Here is a 21,690-nt window from a genome sequence, read left to right as displayed (position 1 = left end):
ATGGCATTTTTTATTTATGAAAAAACAACCTACGAAAGCACTTTCTTCCAGAGCAATAAGTGCAAACATTATTTTACAAGTATTAGATCAGGGGAAATCTCTTTCAACCCTGATTCCCGAAGCCCAAAAACAACTTGATCCAAAAGATTTACCCTTAGTACAAGAAATCACCTTTGGCGTATGCCGAGTGCTACCTCGTTTAGAGTCAATCATCAAATTATTGGTGGAAAAACCGCTTAAAGGTAAAACACGTTTGGTGCATTGCTTACTGTTGGTTGGGTTATATCAACTACTTTATATGAGAGTGCCTGCCCACGCTGCAGTTGATGAAGTAGTGAATGCAACGAAAATGCTGAAACTAGATAGCTTCCGAGCCTTAACTAACGGTGTGTTACGCCGCTTTTTGCGTGAGCAAGACGAAATCTTGGCAAAAGTTGATAAACATTGGCAAACGCTACACCCTGAATGGCTGGTCAATAAACTGAAAAAAGCTTATCCAAACTGGCGAGAAATTGTGGAGGCAAATAACCAACGCCCGCCAATGTGGATTCGAGCCAATCAGCAACATATCAAAGCAAAAGATTATGCGGTGCTGCTTAATGATTTAGTTGCAAAAAATTCAGAAAATATGACCGCTTGTATCCCGAATTGTGCCTTGTTGTTAGATAAAGCAGTGGGTGTAAATCAACTGCATAATTTCGAGCAAGGTTGGGCAACAGTGCAAGATGCTCACGCTCAATGGTCGGCAGAATTATTAGGTGCAGAAAATGGCGAAACTATTTTAGATGCCTGTGCTGCACCGGGCGGCAAAACTACCCATATTTTAGAAAAATCCCCAAAGGCTAAAGTAATTGCTCTTGATATTGAAGAAAGCCGTTTAAGCAGAGTGCGTGAAAATTTATCCCGACTGAGGCAAACCGCACAGGTAATTTGTGGCGATGCTTCCAAGCCTCAAGAGTGGCTTGAAGAGGGGGTGATGTTCGACCGCATTTTATTAGATGCCCCTTGCTCTGCAACGGGTGTTATTCGCCGCCACCCCGATATTAAATGGCTACGCCAAGAAAGTGATATTGCAGAGCTGGCAGCACTTCAAAGAAATATTCTAAATGCTTTATGGGAAAGACTGAAACCGAACGGTATTTTGCTTTATGCAACTTGTTCCGTACTGCCTGAAGAAAACAGCGAGCAAATTCAACAATTCGTGCAAACAACGCCGAATGCAAAATTAGTAGAAATGGATTTTAACGGAGAAAAAGCATTGGAAAAACAGTTCTTCCCACAACACAATGGTGGCGATGGCTTCTTTTACGCAACATTACAAAAAGTGGCAAATTAAATGAAAATTATCATCTTAGGTGCAGGGCAAGCAGGCTCAACGCTTGCAGAAAATTTAGTTAGTGAAGATAACGATATTGTCTTAATTGACAACGATCCTGCACGCTTAGACAAGCTAAAAGACAAGCACGATTTACAAGTTATTCGTGGCGAATTTGCCTCGCCTAGAACACTGCGAGATGCAGGGGCAAATGATGCAGATTTATTAGTTGCTGTTACCAGTAGCGATGAAGTGAATATGATCGCCTGCCAAATTGCTTACACGCTCTTTAATGTGCCAACCAAAATTGCTCGTATTCGTAATGCCGATTATGTGCGGGAACGGGAGCAACTGTTTAACAATGATGTGCTGCCAATCGATCACATTATCGCCCCGGAAATTTTAGTGAAAGAAGATATTCTACGCCTTATTCACTACCCAGGGGCATTGCAAATCACCCATTTTGCTGATGAATTGGTCAGCATTGTAAATGTAAAAGCCTATTATGGTGGGCCTCTAGTTGGCTACCCGATTTCTGCGTTAAAAGATCACCTACCACATATCGAAGCCCGAATTGTCGCAATCTTCCGTCAAGATCGAGCGATTATTCCCCAAGGCTCAACCATTATTGAAGCAGGCGATGAAGTTTTTTTTATCTGTGCCACACAACATATCCGAGCGGTAATGGGCGAACTACAACGCCTAGATAAGCCCCATAAGCGGATTATGATTGTGGGCGGCGGTAGTATCGGCTCATCGCTCGCCCGAGATCTGGAAGGAAAATATCGGGTGAAAATGATTGAACGCAATCCACAATTAGCGGAAAAACTGGCGGAAAAACTCTCGAATACTTTAGTTTTAACAGGTGATGCCTCTGATGAGGAGCTGCTGTTTGAAGAGCATATTGAGAATATCGACCTATTCCTTGCGGTAACTGGTGATGATGAATCAAATATTATGTCGGCATTATTGGCAAAACGATTAGGTGCGAAAAAAGTGATTATTTTGGTGCAGCGCCCTGCCTATTTGCACCTGATTCAAGGCGGAACGATTGATATTGCCATCTCCCCACAACAAGCCACAATTTCTGCTCTTGCAGGGTATGTGAGAAAAGGGGATATTCAACAGGTTTCTTCACTCAAACTTGGTGTGGCAGGTGCGATAGAAATTATTGCACACGGTGATGAAAATTCCTCCAAAGTGGTTGGCAGACAAATTCGTGAATTAAAACTTCCACAAGGTGCGATTGTTGGGGCAGTAGTGCGAGGTGAAGAAGTGATTATTGCCCATAAATCCACTGTTATTCAGGAAAACGACCGAGTGATTATTTTTGTCAATCATAAAAAACAGATTGATGAGATTGAAAAATTATTCCAACTTGGGGTGTTTTTCTTATAAAAAGAAAGAGCATTGGTTAAACAATGCTCTTTTTGTTTGGTGAATTTTCCGGAAAATTTAACCGCTTGTAAAAATCCGCACAGTTTTGCAGTGCAGATTACCGTTGTGTTTATACTTGATCATCAAATTGCAGATAAACCACCTGCGTTTGCAGGTACTCTTCTAAACCGTGTTTACCGTCTGCCCCACCGATGCCTGATTTACGCCAACCTGCGTGGTAGCCTTGCATTGCTTCAAAGTTTTCACGGTTTACATAGGTTTCGCCGAATTTGAGGCGGGAAACCACTTTCATCGCTTTGTTGATGTTTTGGGTATAAACCGATGAGGTTAAGCCGTATTCACAGTCGTTCGCCAAGCGGATTGCCTCATCAATCGTTTCAAAGGTGGCGACAGGAATAACCGGCCCGAAAATTTCGTGACGCATAATGTCCATCGTGTTATCCACATTGTCGATAATGGTCGGCTCAAAGTAGTAGCCCGTGCCTTCCACCACTTTTCCGCCCAGCACTAAGTTACCGCCTTGATGGATTGCGTGAGTCACCATTTCTTGCACTTTGTGTAAGCCTTTTTCGTTGATCATTGGCCCCATATCGATGTCGTCTCGCTCTAACGGGTTGCCGTATTTCACTGCTTGCATCTTCTCAATCAATTTTTGTACAAATTGCTCTTTGATCGAGCTATGAACATAGATTCGTTCTGCACAGTTACACACCTGCCCTGAGTTGATCACACGGGAGTTCACCACCGCTGTGGCGGCTAAGTCTAAATCTGCATCATCTAATACAATCGCAGGGGCTTTACCACCCAGCTCTAAGTTCACTTTAATGATGTTTTTGCTGGCCGCTTCCATCACTTTTTGTCCGGCAAACTGGCTACCGGTGAAAGACACCATTCCCACTTTTTCGTTGCTGGATAACTCCGGTCCGATCTCATTGCCGTAACCGGTTACCACATTGAATACCCCTTTTGGTAAGCCGATTTCGTGGACGATTTCCGAGAAAATCGCTGCATTGTTTGGTGAGTCTTCACTTGGTTTAATCACGATAGTGTTACCTGTCACCAATGCAGGGGCGGCTTTACGGGCGATAAGGAAGAACGGGAAGTTCCAAGGCAGAATACCGGTGGTCACACCGATGGCTTTTTTGTAGAGGAAAATATGCTCGTTCGGGCGGTCGCTCTGGATAATTTCACCCTCATAGCGTCTTGCCCACTCTGCCATATAGTCTAAATAATCGGCTGTGAAATGGACTTCAACTGTAGCCAATGCCAGCGTTTTACCCATCTCTTAACTGATGGTGCGGGCAATTTCATCGGCTCTCGCACGCACACCATTTGCAATTTTGCGTAGGTAGTTGCCTCGTTCTACGGCAGGTAAACGCTCCCACGCCTCTTGTGCAGCGTCGGCCGCATAAATCGCCAATTTTGCTTCGGCTTCACCGCCACGAGGCACTTCAGAAATCATTTTTTCGGTTGCCGGGTTATACACAGCGATAGTGCGACCGTCTAACGCAGGCACAAATTCACCATTAATATACATTTGATATTGTTTTACCATAGGTTACTCCTTGTTATTATCGTAGGAAATTTATCATTATGATTGGAGAAATAGCGGTTGTTTTCAAATACAAAGTTACTTTTTTGTTAATCTAATGTAATAAGTGTGAAGGAAATCACATTTTTACCCTTAGTTGAAGTGCTAAAAATGCCCGATTTTTCCTAAAACAGAAAAAATCAGGCATTATTTTTAGCTACGAGTTACAAATTCTCAGTAAAAAATACCCGCTTGCATTATTTTAAAACGCTGTTTTATACACTTCTAATATTGATTCAGGAGTACAATCTCTCGGGTTTCCACCTGTACATACATCATTAAAAGCATCTATAGATAATGCAGGTAAATCTTCCTCTTTCACACCGATTTGGTGCAGTTTTGGCGGAATGCCGACATCAATCGAGAGCTGTTGTACTGCTTGAATCGCTGCATTACGGTACTCTTCTTGGCTCATTGCGTCCACGCCTTTCACCCCCATTGCACGGGCAATTTCACGGTATTTTTCGCCGGTGTGATTTTTGTTGTACTCCATCACATACGGCAGTAACACCGCATTGGCAATGCCGTGCGGGGTGTCGTAGTAAGCGGACAGTGGGTGAGCCATACCGTGTACCACGCCTAAGCCGACATTTGAGAAGCCCATTCCCGCCACATATTGTCCCAATGCCATTGCCTCGACATCTTTCGGATTTTTCTCCACTGCACCACGCAATGAACGACCGATCAGCTCAATCGCCTTAAGATGTAAGGCGTCGGTTAATTCCCACGCGGCTTTGGTAATGTAACCTTCAATGGCGTGGGTGAGGGCGTCCATACCGGTTGCGGCAGCCAAGCTTTTCGGCATAGATTCCATCATATCCGGATCGACTAACGCCACTGCCGGCACATCGTGAACGTCCACGCACACAAATTTGCGTTTTTTCGCTTCATCGGTAATGACATAGTTAATCGTGACTTCTGCGGCTGTACCTGCGGTAGTTGGAATGGCGATAATCGGCACGCATTTTTGGTGGGTTGGAGCGACACCTTCCAGCGAAAGTACATCGCTAAATTCAGGATTATTGATGATAATACCAATCGCTTTGGCACTATCAATCGGTGAGCCGCCACCAATCGCAATTAAATAATCAGCACCGGAGGCTTTAAATTTTGCTACCCCTGATTTAATTACATCAACCGCAGGGTTGGCTTTTACCTCATCGAAAATCTCATAAGGCAAGCCCGCGGCATCAAGCAAAGCGGTCACTTTTTGGGCGACGTTAAATTTGATCAGATCTTTGTCTGTCACCACAAGGGCTTTTTTAAAACTCCGACTGGTCACTTCGTGAACAATATTTTGGATTGCTCCTTTGCCGTGGTAGCTAGTTTCATTGAGGATAAGACGATTTGACATACTATTTTCCTTCTTAAAAGTTAAACAATTCGGTTAACTTGCAATCGGTCAAATCACGTTATGTTTTGCAAATTTTGATAAAAATTTAACCGCTTGTTTTGTTGAGTTTTTTCGGCTATTTCAATATCTTCCAACAACGGAAACCATAAATGGCAATCGCAATAAAGCAGATTAACGGAAGAATAAATGAGAAATTAACTGCCGGCATACCGGCAACAATGCCTTGGTCTATGATCCATCCTTGTAGTGGTGGCATTAATGCTCCGCCAACAATTGCCATTACTAATCCAGCTGCACCGAGAGTTGACTCTTCGCCTTGACCATCTAATGCAATGCCGTAAATAGTTGGGAACATTAGAGACATAAAGCCAGAGGTTAATACTAAACAGTATAGCCCACTCATTCCGTCAATAAAGATCACACCGAGAATACTGAATAAGCCACCAATAGCGAAGAGGAATAGCATTAACTCTGCTTTGAGATATTTCATTAATGCAGTGCTGATGAAGCGGCTGGTGATAAATAATGCCATTGCTACAATATTCCAGTTTTGTGCTTCAGCTTTGGTTAAACCGATACGTTCTGCGTATTGAATAATAAATGTCCAACACATAATTTGTACGCCCACATAAAATACTTGAGCTATCGCTCCTTCACGGTAGCGGGCATTAGAAATTAAGCGACTAAAAGACTCTTTTACCGAAATACGGGCTGCAGATTCGACTTTAGTTGCCGGCATTTTGTATAACGCAATTATGATAAACACCGCCACAACAACTAACCCAATCACAACGTATGGGTTACGAATCATTGCTAAATCGTGGGTTTTAACGACAGCTTTTTCTGCTGCAGATAAGCTGTCAAATAATAAGTTGCCAGTCGCATCCCGTTTCTCAGACTCAAGATTGGTTAATACAATTTGTGAAGCAAAAAACATACCTGTAATTGAACCTAGAGGATTGAATGATTGGGCAAGGTTCAAGCGGCGTGTTGCCGTTGCCGGATCACCCATTGAAAGAATGTATGGGTTCGCTGTCGTTTCTAAGAATGCTAAACCAAAGGTTAAGATGTAAAGAGACCAAAGAAAGAACGAAAACTGTTCATACATTGCCGCTGGAATAAATAAGAATGCCCCGATAGCATAAAGTGCTAATCCTAATAGCACTCCAGCTTTATAGTTGTAACGGCTAGCGAAAAGTGCAGCTGGAATCGCCATTGTGCCGTAACCGCCATAGAAGGCAAATTGGACAAGAGCGGCTTCAGAGGCTGGAATTTCCATTACGGTTTGGAACACCGCTACCATTGGATTAGTAATATCATTTGCAAAACCCCAAAGGGCAAATAATGTGGTAATCAAAATAAATGGTACTACAAATTTCTTCTCAAGAACTTTAGCTGTCATAGGACATTCCTTCTGTTTGCGTTATTTGGTTATTGTTTTTCTTCTACCCAAGAACCATAGGACTTAAATTTTCCGAGTACGATATCCATTTGCTCTTTGTTTAAGGTTGGAATTGGTTTACCTGTGGCAAGTAATTTCAGATACCATTCAGCAATCACTTCTACCTCGTGAGCAACACCTAAGGCTTTGTCTAAGGTTTTATCAGCGGTAATTAAACCGTGATGAGCTAATAAAATCGCTTTACTGCCTTTAATGCCTTCACGCACATAATCCGCTAATTTATGTGTGCCAAATGGGGCGTAAGCTACACACGGAATATGATCTGTACCCGTACACGCAATCATATAGTGAATGGCAGGGATAGGTTCGCCTAAAATAGACACCGCTGCACAGTTTTTAGCGTGGTTGTGAACTACCGCATTTAATTCAGGGCGAGCCTCATAAACCGCTAAATGGAACTGCCACTCACTTGAAGGGAGTTTTCCCTCTTCGTGTTTGCCGTTGCCATCAACAAAGACGATAGAATCTTCGGTCATTTGCTCATAAGGTGTACCTGTTGGCGTAATGAGCATACCGTCTTTATAACGTACGCTCACATTGCCTGCTGTACCTTGATTTAACCCAATTCGGGTCATTTCAAGACAAGTATCAATGATTTGTCTTGCCAGTATTTTTCTGTCCATTGTTGAACTCCTTTTAATTTTATATTTGTAAAAAATTCTGCTTTTTTAACCGCTTGTAATTAAACCGGTGTTACGCCTTTTTTGATAATAATGTTGCCGTATTTGGCTAACTCGCCTGTAATGACAACGGCATAAGCGTTTTTGGCTCTATCATAGAAAGCGAAGCGTTCTACACGCTCTATTTTCGGGGCTGTTCCGTTTACTTTTTTAATTGCATTGAGGTAACGCTCTTCAACGCTTGGATCGAGCGTGTCGCCTTTTACTGCTTGCATCATTGCAAGTGGGGCTTCAACGTATTGGTCAAATTCAAACAGAGCAGAAATGCCTTCTAATAAGGTGGCAACACTTAAGCCATCTGCACGAATGACGTTTTGATGAATAGAGTGAGCAGGGAAGTGTGCATCAGAAAGCACTAATTCATCGCCGTGCCCCATTTCGGCTAAGACTTTTAATAAATCTGGGAAAATTGCCGGGTGAATACCTTTTAACATTTTGAACTCCTTTTTTGCCCTCTCTCTCTGATTTGATGTTCTGAATGAACCTCAAATCAGAGAGAGGGGAGAAACTTTATTTATAAAATTGACTATTTGACGATGGCTCAACCCGTTTCACATTTGGCTTCATTGCCTGTTGAGCCGCATTTGGATTTTCAAATACACCAGCACCTGCAAAAGTAAACATTGCCGCGCCTAATACGGTACTTTCAGGGAAATCCACTACATCAATCGGTCTATTTAAGACATCGGCTCGAATTTGATTCCATAAAGCGTTTTTAGAACCACCTCCCACACAAATCAAACTCTCAGCATTAAAATGACCGACTTCTTGTAATACATCTAACCCTTCTTTTAGACGATGAGCCATATATTCCAAGCCTGCACGGTAAATTTCGCCACGAGTGATGTGCATAGATAAGCCGATAATTGAACCTGTTTTAGCTGTTGTGCCATCAAAATTGCCGACTAATTTCACACCGTTTGAGCCAGCAGGCACTTCTGCCGCTTCTTCAATCATTGTGCGGTAGTAATGTTCAGTATTGGCTATATCAGAGAAGAAACGTTTGCCAAACCACTCCATCACACCTGAAGCTACCCACTGCACACCTGGGTTGAAATAACCAGATTGGCTATCAAACTCAATGGTTAAGCCGTTTTGAACGAATTGCCATTGTGGTTTTGCTTTTGGGGTACGAACCATTAAAATTTCCCAAGTGCCTGAACTTAACACAGGTTGGTTATAGCCAGCTCCTGAGCCAAAAATGGCAAATTGAGTATCGTGTCCGCAAGAAATTACTGGAATTTGACCGCTTAAACCTAACTCTTGGGAAATTTCTCCTTTTAATGTTCCCACAACTTCTCCTGCACTTTTCATTGGAGGAAAATGGTTTTCGGTTAAGCCTAATAAATCTAAAACTGCTTTATCCCACGAATCGTTTTCGATGCTTGTCATCATTGACGTTCCCGCCATTGTGCGGTCGGTTGTTTGCACGCCTGTAAGACGGTAAGTCAAAATAGATGAGATGAATAAGAAATTCTCAGCTTGTTGATAAATTTCTGGTTTGTTCTCTTTTAACCACAATAATTTGAATAAGGTGTTGAAACTATAATGTCCAACGCCATTACGTTGATATAACGCCTCAACATCAAGATAATTGGCAAGGTTTTCCATAATCGGTAGGGTTCTCGGGCATTTCCAAGAAATGATCGGATAAAGCTGCTTGCCGTTTTTGTCAAATAATGCACCGTCCACGCCAAAGGTGGTTACTGAAATCCCAACAATCTCTTGTCGTTGTTGTTCTGAAAGTTGAGAAAGCGTCTGTTTGGCACAGGTCATTAATTTCGACCAGATCTCTTCAATATCCCAAATATGAAATTCTGGGTTTTCCACATCTGGTTGTGTGTTATTCGGTAGATGATGGGCTGCAACAATTTGACCTGTTTGGTCGATTGCAATAGTACGAAGGTTTGTTGCGCCACAGTCGAAGATAAAGGCGATTGGCATTTTTTATCTCCTATGTTAGTTAATATTTACCTCCTTTCTAATTCCCCTCTTTAGCAAAGAGGGGTTAGGGGAGATTTGGCAGTTGTTATTGGCGAAGTGAGAGATAAGGCAGAACATAGTTTTTCAGTTATTAGAGCGAAATAACCTAATTTCTCCGTCATTTATTCTGCCAAATCTCCCCCTGCCTCTCTTTGCTAAAGAGGGGAGATCTCCTTATTTATACAACGCCCCAAAGTTCGCACAAGCACGGTAGTCTTGACCTTCTTTATCTTGACCGAAGCCATTCCACGCACTTGGACGGAACACATCTTTGTCTTCTACATTGTGCATACAAACAGGAATACGCAACATAGAAGCAAGGGTAATCAAGTCAGCACCAACGTGTCCGTAAGTTGCGACACAGTGATTTGCACCCCAGTTCGCCATTACGCTGTACACATCGGTGAATGCACCTTTACCTGTTAAGCGTGGCACGAACCAAGTGGTTGGCCAAGTTTCGTTGGTGCGTTTGTTGAGTGTGTCGTGAACGTGTTCAGGTAAGTCGATAGACCAACCTTCGGCAATTTGTAATACCGGCCCGATACCTTTGATTAAATTGATACGGTGCATCGTAAACGGCATACCGCCTTTGGTTAAGAATTGAGATGATAAACCGCCGCCACGGAAGTATTCGTGAACCGCTGGGCACCAACGGGTATTTTCTAAACAGCGTTTGCCATCTTCTTCGGTCACTTCCCAAGCTGGTTTGATGGTTGGTTTACCGTCTTTGTCGGTGTGCTGACCAGTACCATCTAATGCTGCCGAACCAGAGTTAATTAAGTGGATAAAGCCACTTTCTGGTCGCCAACCTGTTACTCGCTCAACAGAGTCTTCGCTCCAGTAAGTACGCACATCAGCAAAGATTTGTGCTTGACCCGTTAATAAGTTACCGAACAACATATTCACGCCATTTAAGCTATCGTTCTCTGTGGCTAAAATATAAGGGGCACGCACACCGTTCCAGTCATAGGTTGAGTTCAGCATTGCTTCCATAAAGTCGCCGTTTGGTAAATGGTCTGTCCATTGGCGTTGCCCTTGGAAACCGGCTGCGATGGCATTATGACCTAACGCCTCTTCGCCGTAGCCTAATTCGGCTAAGCGAGGGTTGCCCACCATTAAATCACGGGCGATAATCGTCATTTTTACTACATCTTCCCAAAGCGTTGCACGCTCTTCTTCGGAGCGTTGGTTTTCAGGGGCATTCACATCTACGCCCTCTTTACAGTAGGTTTTCACCCACTCCATCGCTAATTTAAACTCTTCTTCATCGTAAATTTTGCGATCTAAACGGCGTTTAATTTCGGTCATATCAACGTATTCGTTACGCATACCTAAATATTCTTGGAAGAACTGTTGATTTACGATAGAACCTGCAATCCCCATTGAAACAGAACCAATAGATAAATACGATTTACCACGCAAGGTTGCCACTGCAAGACCAGCACGAGCGAAGCGGAGTAATTTTTCACGCACATCATCAGGAATAGATTGATTATCAGCTTCCTGCACTTCAGTGCCATAAATTGAGAATGCGGGTAAACCTAATTGGCTATGACCAGCCAATGAGGCAGCTAAATAAACTGCACCCGGACGTTCTGTTCCGTTAAAGCCCCAAATCGCTTTCGGCATATGTGGATCCATATCAATGGTTTCAGAACCGTAGCACCAGCAAGGGGTTACGGTAATCACCGCTCCGACATTTTCACGTTTGAATTTTTCTGCACAAGCCGCAGTTTCGGCAACACCACCGATGGTGGAATCAGCAATCACACATTCAACGAAATCGCCATTTGGGTGGCGGACTTCAGATTGAATTAATTGTGCAACGGCTTTTGCCATATTCATTGTTTGATCTTCAAGTGATTCACGCACTCCTAAACGGCGACCGTCAATGGTTGGGCGGATACCAATTTTTACAGGGGTAGATTTCAACGTTGTCATAAATAGTTCTCCCGATTGGTTAAAAAAATTTGCGATTGAATTTATTATGCATACGCAATATGAGTTATGAAGAAAAATGCGAATTTAGTTTAAATTTTGTGAGTGCGATCACAAAAAATGGGGGATTTTGGTAAAAATGAGTGAAAAAAGAATGCCCGATTTTGTTTTATTTCTGAAAAAATCGGGCAGAAATCACTAAATAATGATTTCAATTTGATGTGCTAAGCAATAATTTTTGAGAAAGTCCGGTGGGGGTTGGTTGATAAATAATTTATCAATGCAAGATAAATCTTCGATACGAAACAAGTCTTTACGCTCAAATTTACTGTGATCGGCTAATAAAAAAACCTGTTTACTGTTCGCAATTAATTTACGTTTAAGGGAAATATTAATTTCATTTGATTCCCAAATCGCCCCATCGGCAATGCCTGTACAAGAAAGAATGGCAAGATCAATTTTTAAACGGGTCAGTAACTGCTCGGATAATGGACCATAGAAGGCATCGTATTTTTCGGAATAAATACCACCGGTGGCAATTGTTTTAATGTGCGGTTTGTGTGAAAGGCTGTAGATAATCCGCATTGAACTGCTGACAACGGTGCAAGGAATATTTGGAATACGCTGTGCCACATTCCAAGAGGTTGAGCTGGCATCTAAAGCAATCACCGATTCTGGTTGTAAATATTCCAACACATTTTCTGCGATACTACGTTTCGCCTCACTGTTCAGCCGTTGTCGGGTGGTAAATGAGCGACCAATATCTCGCTTTTTATGGCTCACCGCTCCACCGTGAGTGCGATGTAATAATCCATCTTTATCTAGCTTATTTAAATCTCGGCGGATAGTTTCAATCGAAACCCCACAATGTTCCGCCAATTCTTGAACGTTAGCTTCATCAAACTGTTCTATATATTCCATTATCTGTTTGTGTCGCAGCTGCATAATCTATCCTTTTTGTAAATTTTTCTCCAAATTTAACCGCTTGTAGCGTTACTGTCGAGCAAGCAAATTTGATTTTTAGAAGGCGATCACATTTTGTGTTACAAGCGGTGAAATTTAGGGAACTTTTTGCAAAAGTTGTAATATATTTTTTGAAATTTAGTTTCAAACCAATTGACAACCATTTTTATCTCTGTAAAATTCGCTTTGTTTGATGTTGAGAATTGTTTTTAATATCAAAATTTTGGTAATCCTCTTAAATAATTTACCTAAGGAAATAAACAGATGAAAAACTTCAAATTACTTCCGGTTTCTGCTGCGGTATTAAGCGTGCTTGCTGCTAATGCAGTGGCTCAAACTGCTTCAACAGATGCAGTAGTATTAGATACTGTTACCGTAACAGATAATCAAGGTTTGAAAGTACAAAGCAATGTGGTAACAACTAAGAAAAAAGATGAAAGCACCCAAACCGATTTGCGTGGTTTACTGCGTGATGAGCCAGCAATCAGCTTAGGTGGTGGTAACGGTACATCACAATATCTCTATATTCGTGGTATGGGTCAAAACTCAATTGATGTAAAAGTAGATAACACTTACTCAGATAGCCAAATTTTGTATCACCAAGGTCGTCATATGTTAGATCCGGCATTGGTGAAAATTGTTTCTGTACAAAAAGGTGCAGGCAGTGCTTCAGCCGGTATTGGTCAAACTAATGGTGCAGTAATTGCTAAAACCGTTGATGCATTAGATTTATTAAAAAACAGCGATAAAAACTTCGGTGCAAAATTAGGTACTGGCTTCAGCACAAACCACGCTCACAATTTCAATGCAACCTTATATGGTAAAGGCGAAATCTTTGATGCTTTAGTCTCAGGTAATCTTGTGAGAGATCGCGACTATAAAGGCGGTAAAGATTACGTAAACCAATTCGGTACAAACCGTGTTCCGTATAGTGCACTAGATAAAAGCAGTTTCTTAGCGAAATTAGGTGCAACCTTAGGCGATCATCGCTTCGTGTTAAGTCATTCTAACGAGAGAAATGAAGGTCAGCGTTTAGTGCGTGAAGAGTTTGATGTGGCACCAAATGGCACAGTGACACCTCCATATAACCGATTAACGGTAGAGCGCCAAGCTCCAGCTAATCGTAGAATTACGGTTCAAAGAACTAACTTAGAATGGACTGGTAAAAACTTAGGCTTTGCTCAAGAAGCGACAGCTAACGTTTATCAATTAGTGCAAGGTCGTTGGTCTGAGAATGAAACACGTAATGGTTATGCTGGTGGTGTAGATTATGCAACCAAAACTAAAATAGTAACCCACGGTGCAAACGTAAACTTTGATTCTGCCCTTCACGAAAATGTATTATTAAAATACGGTGTGAACTATCGCCACCAAGAAGCTAAACCACACACTAAATTTAACCCTCTTGTGAAAAACCAAGAGAAAACCGATACCGGCGTGTATGTTGAAGCAATTACTGCTCCAGTAGATAAAGTAACTTTAACTACCGGTGTACGTTACGACCACTTCAAATTCAAAGCAATGGATGGTAAAGAGCGTAGTAATGGTGCATTCAGCCCAAGCGTTGGGCTTATCTATGAGCCAATTGAACATTTAAGCTTAAGTGCAAGCCACAACTATGCAACTCGTAGCCCTCGTTTATACGATGCACTAATGGCTCACGGAAATAGAAAAATCGTTAGTATTGGCAGCAATACTAAAGCAGAGAAAGCTCGTAATACTGAAATCGGTTTCAACTATAACAATGGTACATTCAGTTTTGATGGTAGCTATTTCTGGCAAGATATAAAAGATGCATTAGGTGGTGGTCGTGATAGCCATAATCCTAATAATGAGTTAATTATGAACCTAGGTAAAATTAAAAACCGTGGTTATGAGTTAAATGCAGGTTACCATAATGGTGGTTTTACTGCTCGTATTGGTGTTGCACACAGCAAACCGCGTTTCTACTCACCAACTATTTGGGAAGTAAGCAGACAAGGTAAGCGGGAAGAAAAACCATTATTAAGTACTAACCCAGAATACGCCTCAGCTATCGGTCGTACTTGGACAGCTTCTTTAAGCTATCGCTTTGAACAACCAAATTTAGAGGTTGGCGTACACCACCGTATTGTTGAGAAAGTGAAACCTGAAGATAATTTCTTCGTTACGGGCGGAACATTACAAACAAATACTGGTACAGGCAAAGACGGCTACAATGTAACTGATATTACCTTAAACTGGAAACCGTTGAATGATGATAGCGTGAATGTAAACTTTGCTGTAGATAACGTAGCAAATAAAAAATACAACGCACACGGTCAGCGTGGTCAATTATCAGCTCGTGGACGTGAATTCCGTGCAGGTGTGAACTACACATTCTAATCTGACTTAAATTCAGACTAAAACGCCCGATGTTACAATCGGGCGTTTTTTTATGGAGCTTACAAGCGGTGATATTTTATTAGTTTTTTGCAAATAAAAAAGCGACTATTTGGTCGCTTATTTAAATGCGTGGATAAAGTCTGCTACTATGAATAATGGTAATAATCCACACTTCATTTTCTAATTCGATATAAACAATACGATAACGCCTAGTGAATGCTTCTCTTGTGCCATCTTCTCTTAAACGTCCAGCCGCAGAGGGCATATAAGCGATAGTCTCAAATTTTTGGTAAATATCTTCTTGTAAGCGAATTCCACTACTTTCAAAACCAGTATATTCAATTACGCTCGCTAAAATTTCTTCAATATCATTTTGAGCTCTACTGCTAATTCGTAATGTTTTAGCCATAAATGATATTCTCTTGTTCAAAGTTTGCGAGTTCTCTTGCTTTACGTTCAATCAGTTGTTTGGTTCGTGCTTTTGATTCATCGAGTGAAAGACCATTACCTGATTGCATATCTTCTAAGCCAAGGCGAATTTTTTCTGCTAGGAATTCATCATAGCCTTTCTCTTTAAACATAATCTGCTCCTATTAAGATATAATTAAAAGCATTGTCTGCTTTTAATTTTGAGTTGTCAAATTAACTTATTTTTAAATTATCTTTTAAAACAGATTGATAGAGGGGACCTTCTTTGAAAGGTATTCATTAGTATTGAACAAATTTATTTGATACTAATGAATAAATGTATCTAACAGCAAACGTCTGACAAATATAGCAATCGTTTGCGCAATCGTTTATAATCGGTTTAGTTTTTCATCTTAAATAGGAAAATCCAAAGAATGACAATCCAAACCTTCCGTGGCTCGCCTGCCTTATCTGCTTTTCGCATTCAACAACTTCTGCAAAAATTCCAACAAAATCAATTACCTGTAAAATCAGTTTATGCGGAGTTTTTGCATTTTGTGGCATTAAATCGACCGCTTGTAGCCGATGAAGAAAACAAAATCAAAGAGTTATTGCACTACGGTCCAACTCTGGAAGAAGACGAGCCGACAGGGTTTTGCCTGATTGTTACCCCTCGTATCGGCACGATTTCCTCGTGGTCGTCTAAGGCAACCGACATCGCCCATAACTGCGGTTTGGCAGCAGTAGAGCGAATTGAGCGTGGCACGGCATATTATTTAGAATTTTCTGAAACGCCGAACGAAAGTCAACTTACGACGTTGAAAGGCTTATTACACGACCGTATGATGGAAACGGTGCTGGATAACGAAAGCCAAGCCGAACAGCTTTTCGCTCAGCAAGAGCCGAAGCCGTTTACTTCGGTGGATATTTTAGGCGGTGGTCGTGAGGCTCTTGAAGAGGCGAACGTGAATTTAGGTTTGGCATTGGCGGAAGATGAAATTGATTATTTGGTAGAAAATTTCACCGCACTTGGACGCAACCCGAACGATATTGAACTGTATATGTTCGCCCAAGCCAACTCCGAGCACTGTCGCCACAAAATTTTTAACGCAGACTGGACGATTGACGGCGTGAAACAGGAAAAATCCCTGTTCAAAATGATCAAAAACACCTTCGAGAAAACCCCAGACTATGTGCTTTCCGCTTATAAAGACAATGCCGCCGTGATGGAAGGTTCAACGGTCGGCCGTTTCTTTCCAGATCAAGACGGGCAATATCGTTACCATCAAGAAGATGCGCATATTTTAATGAAAGTGGAAACCCATAATCATCCGACTGCTATCTCGCCATTCCCTGGTGCAGCGACAGGTTCGGGCGGTGAAATTCGTGATGAAGGGGCAACTGGGTGTGGAGCGAAGCCGAAAGCAGGTTTGACAGGCTTCTCGGTCTCAAATTTGGTTATTCCAAACTTTGAACAGCCGTGGGAAAACCCACTCTCTAAACCGAGCCGTATTGCTTCTGCGTTAGATATTATGATCGAAGGCCCACTTGGCGGTGCTGCATTTAATAATGAGTTCGGTCGCCCAGCATTGCTTGGCTACTTCCGCACTTACGAAGAAAAAGTAAATAGTTTTGCAGGTGAGGAAGTGCGGGGTTACCATAAACCAATTATGCTTGCTGGCGGTATTGGCAACATTCGTGCTGAACACGTGCAAAAAGGCGAAATCCCAGTGGGAGCAAAATTAATTGTGCTTGGCGGCCCTGCGATGAATATTGGCTTGGGTGGCGGTGCGGCTTCGTCTATGGCTTCGGGCAAATCGAAAGAAGATTTGGATTTTGCCTCGGTTCAGCGTGAAAACCCAGAAATGGAACGTCGCTGCCAAGAAGTGATCGACCGTTGCTGGCAGATGGGGGCGGAGAACCCAATTTTATTTATTCACGACGTGGGGGCTGGCGGTTTATCAAATGCGATGCCTGAATTGGTTCACGACGGCGAACGTGGCGGTAAGTTTGATTTGCGTAACATCTTGTGCGATGAAAAAGGAATGTCGCCACTTGAAATTTGGTGTAACGAATCGCAAGAGCGTTATGTGCTTGCCGTTTCCCCTGAAAAACTCGACATTTTCACAGCATTGTGCGAAAGGGAAAGAGCCCCATTTGCGGTGATTGGCGAGGCAACGAAAGAGAAGCATTTAACCCTTGCTGACACACATTTCAACAATAAGCCGATCGATTTGCCGATGAATGTACTGCTTGGTAAAACCCCGAAAATGCAACGAGATGTTTTGTCAAAAACTGTGAAAAATCCACCGCTTGCAACCGCTGACATCGACTTGAAAGAGGCGTTCCACCGTGTGCTACGCTTGCCTGCGGTGGCTGAAAAAACCTTCCTGATTACCATCGGCGATCGCTCAGTAACGGGAATGGTGGCACAAGATCAGATGGTCGGTCCGTGGCAAATTCCGGTGGCGGACTGTGCGGTAACCACTGCAAGCCTTGATAGCTATCACGGCGAAGCGATGTCAATGGGCGAACGTGCACCGGTTGCACTACTAGACTTCGGAGCATCGGCTCGCTTAGCGGTGGCGGAAAGCATTACCAACATCGCTGCAACCAACATTGGCGACATTAAACGCATTAAACTCTCTGCGAACTGGATGTCGGCAGCGGGACACGAGGGCGAAGATGCCGGTTTATACGAAGCGGTGAAAGCGGTGGGCGAAGAGCTTTGCCCGGCACTTGGCATCACCATTCCAGTGGGTAAAGACTCAATGTCGATGAAAACTACTTGGGAAGAAAATGGCGAGAAGAAAACGGTTACCGCCCCACTTTCCCTTGTGATTTCAGCATTTGCTCGTGTGGAAGATGTGCGTAAAACGGTTACTCCACAACTTCGTACTGATAAAGGGGCAAGCCGCTTATTGTTAATTGACTTAGGCGAAGGCAACAACCGCTTAGGGGCAACGGCTCTGGCTCAGGTTTATAAACAGCTCGGCGACAAACCGGCGGACGTAGTGAATGTAGAACGCTTAAAAGGTTTCTTTAACGCAATGCAAACCTTAGTGGCAGACGGCAAACTGCTGGCTTACCACGACCGTTCAGACGGCGGTTTAATCACCACCCTTGCGGAAATGGCGTTTGCGGGTAACTGTGGTGTAGATGTAGATATTTCAGCCCTTGGCGACAACGATTTAGCGGTACTATTTAATGAAGAATTGGGTGCGGTAATCCAAGTTGCTGACAGCGAACTAAATGCGGTACGTGAGGTGTTAAAAGCTCACAACTTGATTCACGTAACCAAAGAATTAGGTGCGGTAAATGCGGATAACCGCTTTGAAATCAGCCGTGGCTCTCGCAAACTGTTAAGCGAAAAACGCTCTGAATTACGTGGTATTTGGGCGGAATTAACCCACCAAATGCAACGTTTACGTGATAACCCTGAGTGTGCAGACCAAGAGTTCGCAGCGAAAAAAGATGAGAATAACAAAGGCTTATCTGCATTCTTAACCTATGATGTGAACGAAGACATCGCTGCACCGTTTATCAACAAAGGGGCAAAACCAAGCATTGCGATCTTGCGTGAGCAAGGCGTAAACAGCCACTACGAAATGGCAGCAGCCTTCGACCGTGCCGGCTTTAAAGCGATTGACGTGCATATGTCCGACTTGATCTCTGGTAGACGCAACCTAAACGACTTCAACGCAATGGTGGCGTGCGGTGGTTTTTCTTACGGCGACGTACTGGGTGCGGGCGGCGGCTGGGCGAAATCAATCCTGTTCAACCCAATGCTGCGTGATCAATTCAGTCAATTCTTCGCTAACCCGAACACGCTGGCATTAGGGGTATGTAATGGTTGCCAAATGGTCTCCAACTTGGCGGAAATCATTCCGGGCACGGAAAACTGGCCACGCTTTGTTCGCAATAAATCCGAACGCTTTGAAGCCCGTGCTGCAATGGTGAAAATCAACGACACCAACTCACTTTGGTTCAACGGAATGGCAGGCAGCTATATGCCGATTGCGGTTTCACACGGTGAAGGACAAGTTGAGTTCAAAAATCCACAGCAATTAGCGAACTTGCAGCAGCAAAACCTCGTGATTGCACAATATGTGGATAGCCACCTCAACCCAACTGAACAATACCCAGCCAACCCGAACGGCTCAGCGTTGGGTATCACGGCAATCGGCAACACTGACGGTAGAGTGGCAATTATGATGCCACACCCTGAGCGTGTGTTCCGTGCGGTCAGCAACTCTTGGTGCCCAGAAGGTTGGACGGAAGATGGGGCTTGGATGAGATTGTTTAGAAGTGCGAGAGTGGCGTTGAAATAAGCGTGCTAGTTTTTGACCACTTAAATTTGAATCCTTAGATAGAAGGTAGGAAGCTTTTTATTTACAACGGAGTTTTGAAAGAGTGGTTTTGTAGTATAAATTAAGGGTTTTGTATGAAAAAATATGGCTGGATAGGATTTATCATAATAATACTGATACTACTTGGGATAGTAGATATAGTTTCTTTTCTGGAAACTCTAACGGTATTTGGAATTCTAAGACATCATTTGAAGGAATTGAGCAGCAAATAATTTCTGAAGGTATTAAATTATCAAACTGTAAACCGAAAGATGTTACTTCCCAAGATTTGGATGCAGTTGGAGCCATAGTAGCTGAACAAATGGGGAAAAATCCTAATGGTGATTTTTTAGAGTGTGATATTAATAATAAAGTTATTCGTATTTATAAGTGTATTGAGAGTTCTATAGAGTCTAATATAGCTGATAAAGTTAACAGATTTCTAGGGTATAATTGCAATACTATTGATTTTATTAACCAAAGTGGAACAGATGATGAATTTGTTAAATCTAAAAGTGGAGATTTTACTTTATTTATTAAAAAGATTTAGAAAATCATACTAAAGAAAGGTTGTCTGAAGTGTTTAAGAACCACTGATATTCCGCTAATGGCACCCCCGATGGCGCTCGTCTCTGACGAGTGCTATCTTTCCTATTTGCAAAAAATGAAGTGAAATTGACCGCTTGTATTTTTGCGATCTCTGTCGAAAAATTATGATTTACTGCTTGTCTGCTAGGAGGTTTTGAGTAAATTCAGCTTATTATGTTTTAGTTGAAGGTATTCTATGAGTAGAAAATACAAAATGAGAAATAGTGATGGGGCTTATTTTGTGAGTTTTGCAACGGTATATTGGATAGATGTTTTTATTCGTGAGATTTATTTTTAAGTATATTAAAAAATCTTCTCCAATTTTTTCTATAATATTCTTCTATATAAGTAATAAATTCTAAATTACTCACATTCTTGGTACAAGGATAACCATCAGGCATAAAAAGCTCATCATTAGAATGATAATCGGAATTCATATAGCAACTACATACACCAATATGAGGGTTCTTTCTATTATTTAGTAATCTACCTTGTGCTCTTTCAATTAATGAAAGTGGTAGCCTATCAATAAAACATTCTCTAAGTGAATGAAGAGTATCATTATTCCCTACAGTACCAACCAGCATTTTTTCCCAAGTGTGTGAAGGACTAATATCTGACACAATAAAATGGCAAACAGCCACATATGGGAAACCTATATCATATAACCCTTGAGCTTGAGTAAAACCAAATTGCTTCGGTGATTTTCCTTGCCGTTCGTATGATGCTCGTATGACTTTAGCTTCTACAGCAAGAGATTCTGAAAATATAATATTATCCTCAGTATAAGGAATTATTAGCATATCAATATCACCCGGCTTATTTAAGTTTTGATGCAGTTCTTTAGAAGGGATAAGTATAGTTGCTAAAACTCCCTTATAGTCAGAGATACTAAAAAATGTAGGATGGGTTTTTCTTAAAAACTCACCTAATAATCGCATATTAGCTATTAGTCTTAACAGCATTTCATTTTCATTATGGTTGTTCATCCATTCTTTAGGACAAAAAAGAGGAGTATTACTAGTAAGAGGTTTGGTTTTGTAGAGTTTCATTTATTATTTTTATAACCTTGAATTACATTATAGAATGAAGTTTATCAAAATAATCGAAAAGTCTCCTTGATGGAATAAGTGCTATCCTTTCAAGTTTGCAAAAAATAAATTTAAATTGACCGCTTGTATTTTTGCTCTCTTTGTTGAGAAATGATGATTGTCCAGGTGTCTGCAAGAAATAAAGATATTCTATGAGTCAAAAAAACCAAATGTAACCTATTTCTACCCAGCAATTAATCCCCTCT

At 41.9% G+C, this 21,690-nt stretch carries 15 protein-coding genes and 1 pseudogene; 5 read left to right on the top strand and 11 right to left on the bottom strand.

Annotated elements, in window-relative coordinates; translation table 11 throughout:
• Positions 1-16 precede the first annotated feature (16 nt).
• Both rsmB and trkA read left to right on the top strand, forming a co-directional pair.
• Positions 17-1,336, top strand: coding sequence for a 16S rRNA (cytosine(967)-C(5))-methyltransferase RsmB (rsmB, locus tag ACERCG_RS01040; RefSeq protein ID WP_373610236.1), 1,320 nt, complete (start codon positions 17-19; stop codon positions 1,334-1,336).
• Positions 1,337-2,713: a Trk system potassium transporter TrkA gene (gene trkA, locus ACERCG_RS01035; RefSeq protein ID WP_373610235.1), complete on the top strand. Its 1,377-nt coding sequence runs from the start codon at positions 1,337-1,339 to the stop codon at positions 2,711-2,713.
• Between the two features lie 109 nt (positions 2,714-2,822).
• Here trkA and aldA read toward each other — a convergent pair.
• The 8 genes and pseudogenes from aldA to ACERCG_RS00995 form a co-directional block, all read right to left on the bottom strand.
• Positions 2,823-4,268, bottom strand: a pseudogene (gene aldA / locus ACERCG_RS01030) (aldehyde dehydrogenase).
• A gap of 238 nt (positions 4,269-4,506) precedes the next feature.
• On the bottom strand, positions 4,507-5,658 hold the full coding sequence (fucO, locus tag ACERCG_RS01025; protein WP_373610234.1) for a lactaldehyde reductase: 1,152 nt from the start codon (positions 5,656-5,658) through the stop codon (positions 4,507-4,509).
• 115 nt (positions 5,659-5,773) lie between these two features.
• Positions 5,774-7,060 (bottom strand): L-fucose:H+ symporter permease, encoded by a 1,287-nt coding sequence (gene fucP, locus ACERCG_RS01020; protein ID WP_373610233.1) that lies wholly within the window; start codon positions 7,058-7,060, stop codon positions 5,774-5,776.
• Positions 7,061-7,089: 29 nt separating this feature from the next.
• Positions 7,090-7,743 carry an L-fuculose-phosphate aldolase gene (locus tag ACERCG_RS01015; RefSeq protein WP_373610232.1) on the bottom strand — a complete coding sequence of 218 codons (654 nt, stop codon included), beginning with the start codon at positions 7,741-7,743 and terminating at the stop codon, positions 7,090-7,092.
• A 59-nt stretch (positions 7,744-7,802) separates the two neighbouring features.
• Positions 7,803-8,234 carry an L-fucose mutarotase gene (fucU, locus tag ACERCG_RS01010; RefSeq protein ID WP_373610231.1) on the bottom strand — a complete coding sequence of 144 codons (432 nt, stop codon included), beginning with the start codon at positions 8,232-8,234 and terminating at the stop codon, positions 7,803-7,805.
• A 76-nt stretch (positions 8,235-8,310) separates the two neighbouring features.
• Positions 8,311-9,744, bottom strand: coding sequence for an L-fuculokinase (fucK, locus tag ACERCG_RS01005; RefSeq protein WP_373610230.1), 1,434 nt, complete (start codon positions 9,742-9,744; stop codon positions 8,311-8,313).
• Positions 9,745-9,957: 213 nt separating this feature from the next.
• Complete coding sequence (fucI, locus tag ACERCG_RS01000; RefSeq protein ID WP_373610229.1) at positions 9,958-11,724, bottom strand: L-fucose isomerase; 1,767 nt, start codon at positions 11,722-11,724, stop codon at positions 9,958-9,960.
• Positions 11,725-11,919: 195 nt separating this feature from the next.
• On the bottom strand, positions 11,920-12,666 hold the full coding sequence (locus ACERCG_RS00995; RefSeq protein ID WP_025234989.1) for a DeoR/GlpR family DNA-binding transcription regulator: 747 nt from the start codon (positions 12,664-12,666) through the stop codon (positions 11,920-11,922).
• A 282-nt stretch (positions 12,667-12,948) separates the two neighbouring features.
• On the opposite strand from ACERCG_RS00995, the gene ACERCG_RS00990 reads away from it, so the two are divergent.
• The gene (locus ACERCG_RS00990) at positions 12,949-15,048 is read left to right on the top strand and encodes a TonB-dependent siderophore receptor (RefSeq protein ID WP_373610228.1); all 2,100 of its coding nucleotides are present in this window, start codon (positions 12,949-12,951) and stop codon (positions 15,046-15,048) included.
• A gap of 121 nt (positions 15,049-15,169) precedes the next feature.
• On the opposite strand, the gene ACERCG_RS00985 is transcribed toward ACERCG_RS00990, so the two are convergent.
• Both ACERCG_RS00985 and ACERCG_RS00980 read right to left on the bottom strand, forming a co-directional pair.
• Positions 15,170-15,457: a type II toxin-antitoxin system RelE/ParE family toxin gene (locus ACERCG_RS00985; protein ID WP_373610227.1), complete on the bottom strand. Its 288-nt coding sequence runs from the start codon at positions 15,455-15,457 to the stop codon at positions 15,170-15,172.
• Positions 15,450-15,629 (bottom strand): hypothetical protein, encoded by a 180-nt coding sequence (locus ACERCG_RS00980; RefSeq protein ID WP_006249766.1) that lies wholly within the window; start codon positions 15,627-15,629, stop codon positions 15,450-15,452. The genes ACERCG_RS00985 and ACERCG_RS00980 overlap by 8 nt, the downstream gene beginning before the upstream one ends.
• Positions 15,630-15,890: 261 nt before the next feature.
• Here ACERCG_RS00980 and purL point away from each other — a divergent pair, with 261 nt between their 5' ends.
• Both purL and ACERCG_RS00970 read left to right on the top strand, forming a co-directional pair.
• Complete coding sequence (gene purL, locus ACERCG_RS00975; RefSeq protein ID WP_373610226.1) at positions 15,891-19,787, top strand: phosphoribosylformylglycinamidine synthase; 3,897 nt, start codon at positions 15,891-15,893, stop codon at positions 19,785-19,787.
• Between the two features lie 109 nt (positions 19,788-19,896).
• Positions 19,897-20,355 (top strand): hypothetical protein, encoded by a 459-nt coding sequence (locus ACERCG_RS00970; protein ID WP_373610225.1) that lies wholly within the window; start codon positions 19,897-19,899, stop codon positions 20,353-20,355.
• A gap of 313 nt (positions 20,356-20,668) precedes the next feature.
• On the opposite strand, the gene ACERCG_RS00965 is transcribed toward ACERCG_RS00970, so the two are convergent.
• Positions 20,669-21,445, bottom strand: coding sequence for a hypothetical protein (locus ACERCG_RS00965; protein WP_373610224.1), 777 nt, complete (start codon positions 21,443-21,445; stop codon positions 20,669-20,671).
• Between the last annotated feature and the right edge of the window lie 245 nt (positions 21,446-21,690).

Origin of the sequence: Mannheimia sp. E30BD, from assembly GCF_041807785.1 — a bacterium.
Lineage (GTDB): Bacteria > Pseudomonadota > Gammaproteobacteria > Enterobacterales > Pasteurellaceae > Mannheimia.
The sequence above is the reverse complement of the archived record's forward strand: the minus strand, read 5'-3'. Positions and strand labels throughout refer to the sequence as shown.

Coding starts and splice junctions, on each gene's coding strand:
- ACERCG_RS00980 (WP_006249766.1), bottom strand. CDS start 15,629: ATGTTTAAAGAGAAAGGCTATGATGAATTCCTAGCAGAAAAAATTCGC.
- rsmB (WP_373610236.1), top strand. CDS start 17: ATGAAAAAACAACCTACGAAAGCACTTTCTTCCAGAGCAATAAGTGCA.
- ACERCG_RS00995 (WP_025234989.1), bottom strand. CDS start 12,666: ATGCAGCTGCGACACAAACAGATAATGGAATATATAGAACAGTTTGAT.
- ACERCG_RS00985 (WP_373610227.1), bottom strand. CDS start 15,457: ATGGCTAAAACATTACGAATTAGCAGTAGAGCTCAAAATGATATTGAA.
- fucU (WP_373610231.1), bottom strand. CDS start 8,234: ATGTTAAAAGGTATTCACCCGGCAATTTTCCCAGATTTATTAAAAGTC.
- fucK (WP_373610230.1), bottom strand. CDS start 9,744: ATGCCAATCGCCTTTATCTTCGACTGTGGCGCAACAAACCTTCGTACT.
- ACERCG_RS00990 (WP_373610228.1), top strand. CDS start 12,949: ATGAAAAACTTCAAATTACTTCCGGTTTCTGCTGCGGTATTAAGCGTG.
- trkA (WP_373610235.1), top strand. CDS start 1,337: ATGAAAATTATCATCTTAGGTGCAGGGCAAGCAGGCTCAACGCTTGCA.
- fucP (WP_373610233.1), bottom strand. CDS start 7,060: ATGACAGCTAAAGTTCTTGAGAAGAAATTTGTAGTACCATTTATTTTG.
- ACERCG_RS01015 (WP_373610232.1), bottom strand. CDS start 7,743: ATGGACAGAAAAATACTGGCAAGACAAATCATTGATACTTGTCTTGAA.
- purL (WP_373610226.1), top strand. CDS start 15,891: ATGACAATCCAAACCTTCCGTGGCTCGCCTGCCTTATCTGCTTTTCGC.
- ACERCG_RS00965 (WP_373610224.1), bottom strand. CDS start 21,445: ATGAAACTCTACAAAACCAAACCTCTTACTAGTAATACTCCTCTTTTT.
- fucO (WP_373610234.1), bottom strand. CDS start 5,658: ATGTCAAATCGTCTTATCCTCAATGAAACTAGCTACCACGGCAAAGGA.
- fucI (WP_373610229.1), bottom strand. CDS start 11,724: ATGACAACGTTGAAATCTACCCCTGTAAAAATTGGTATCCGCCCAACC.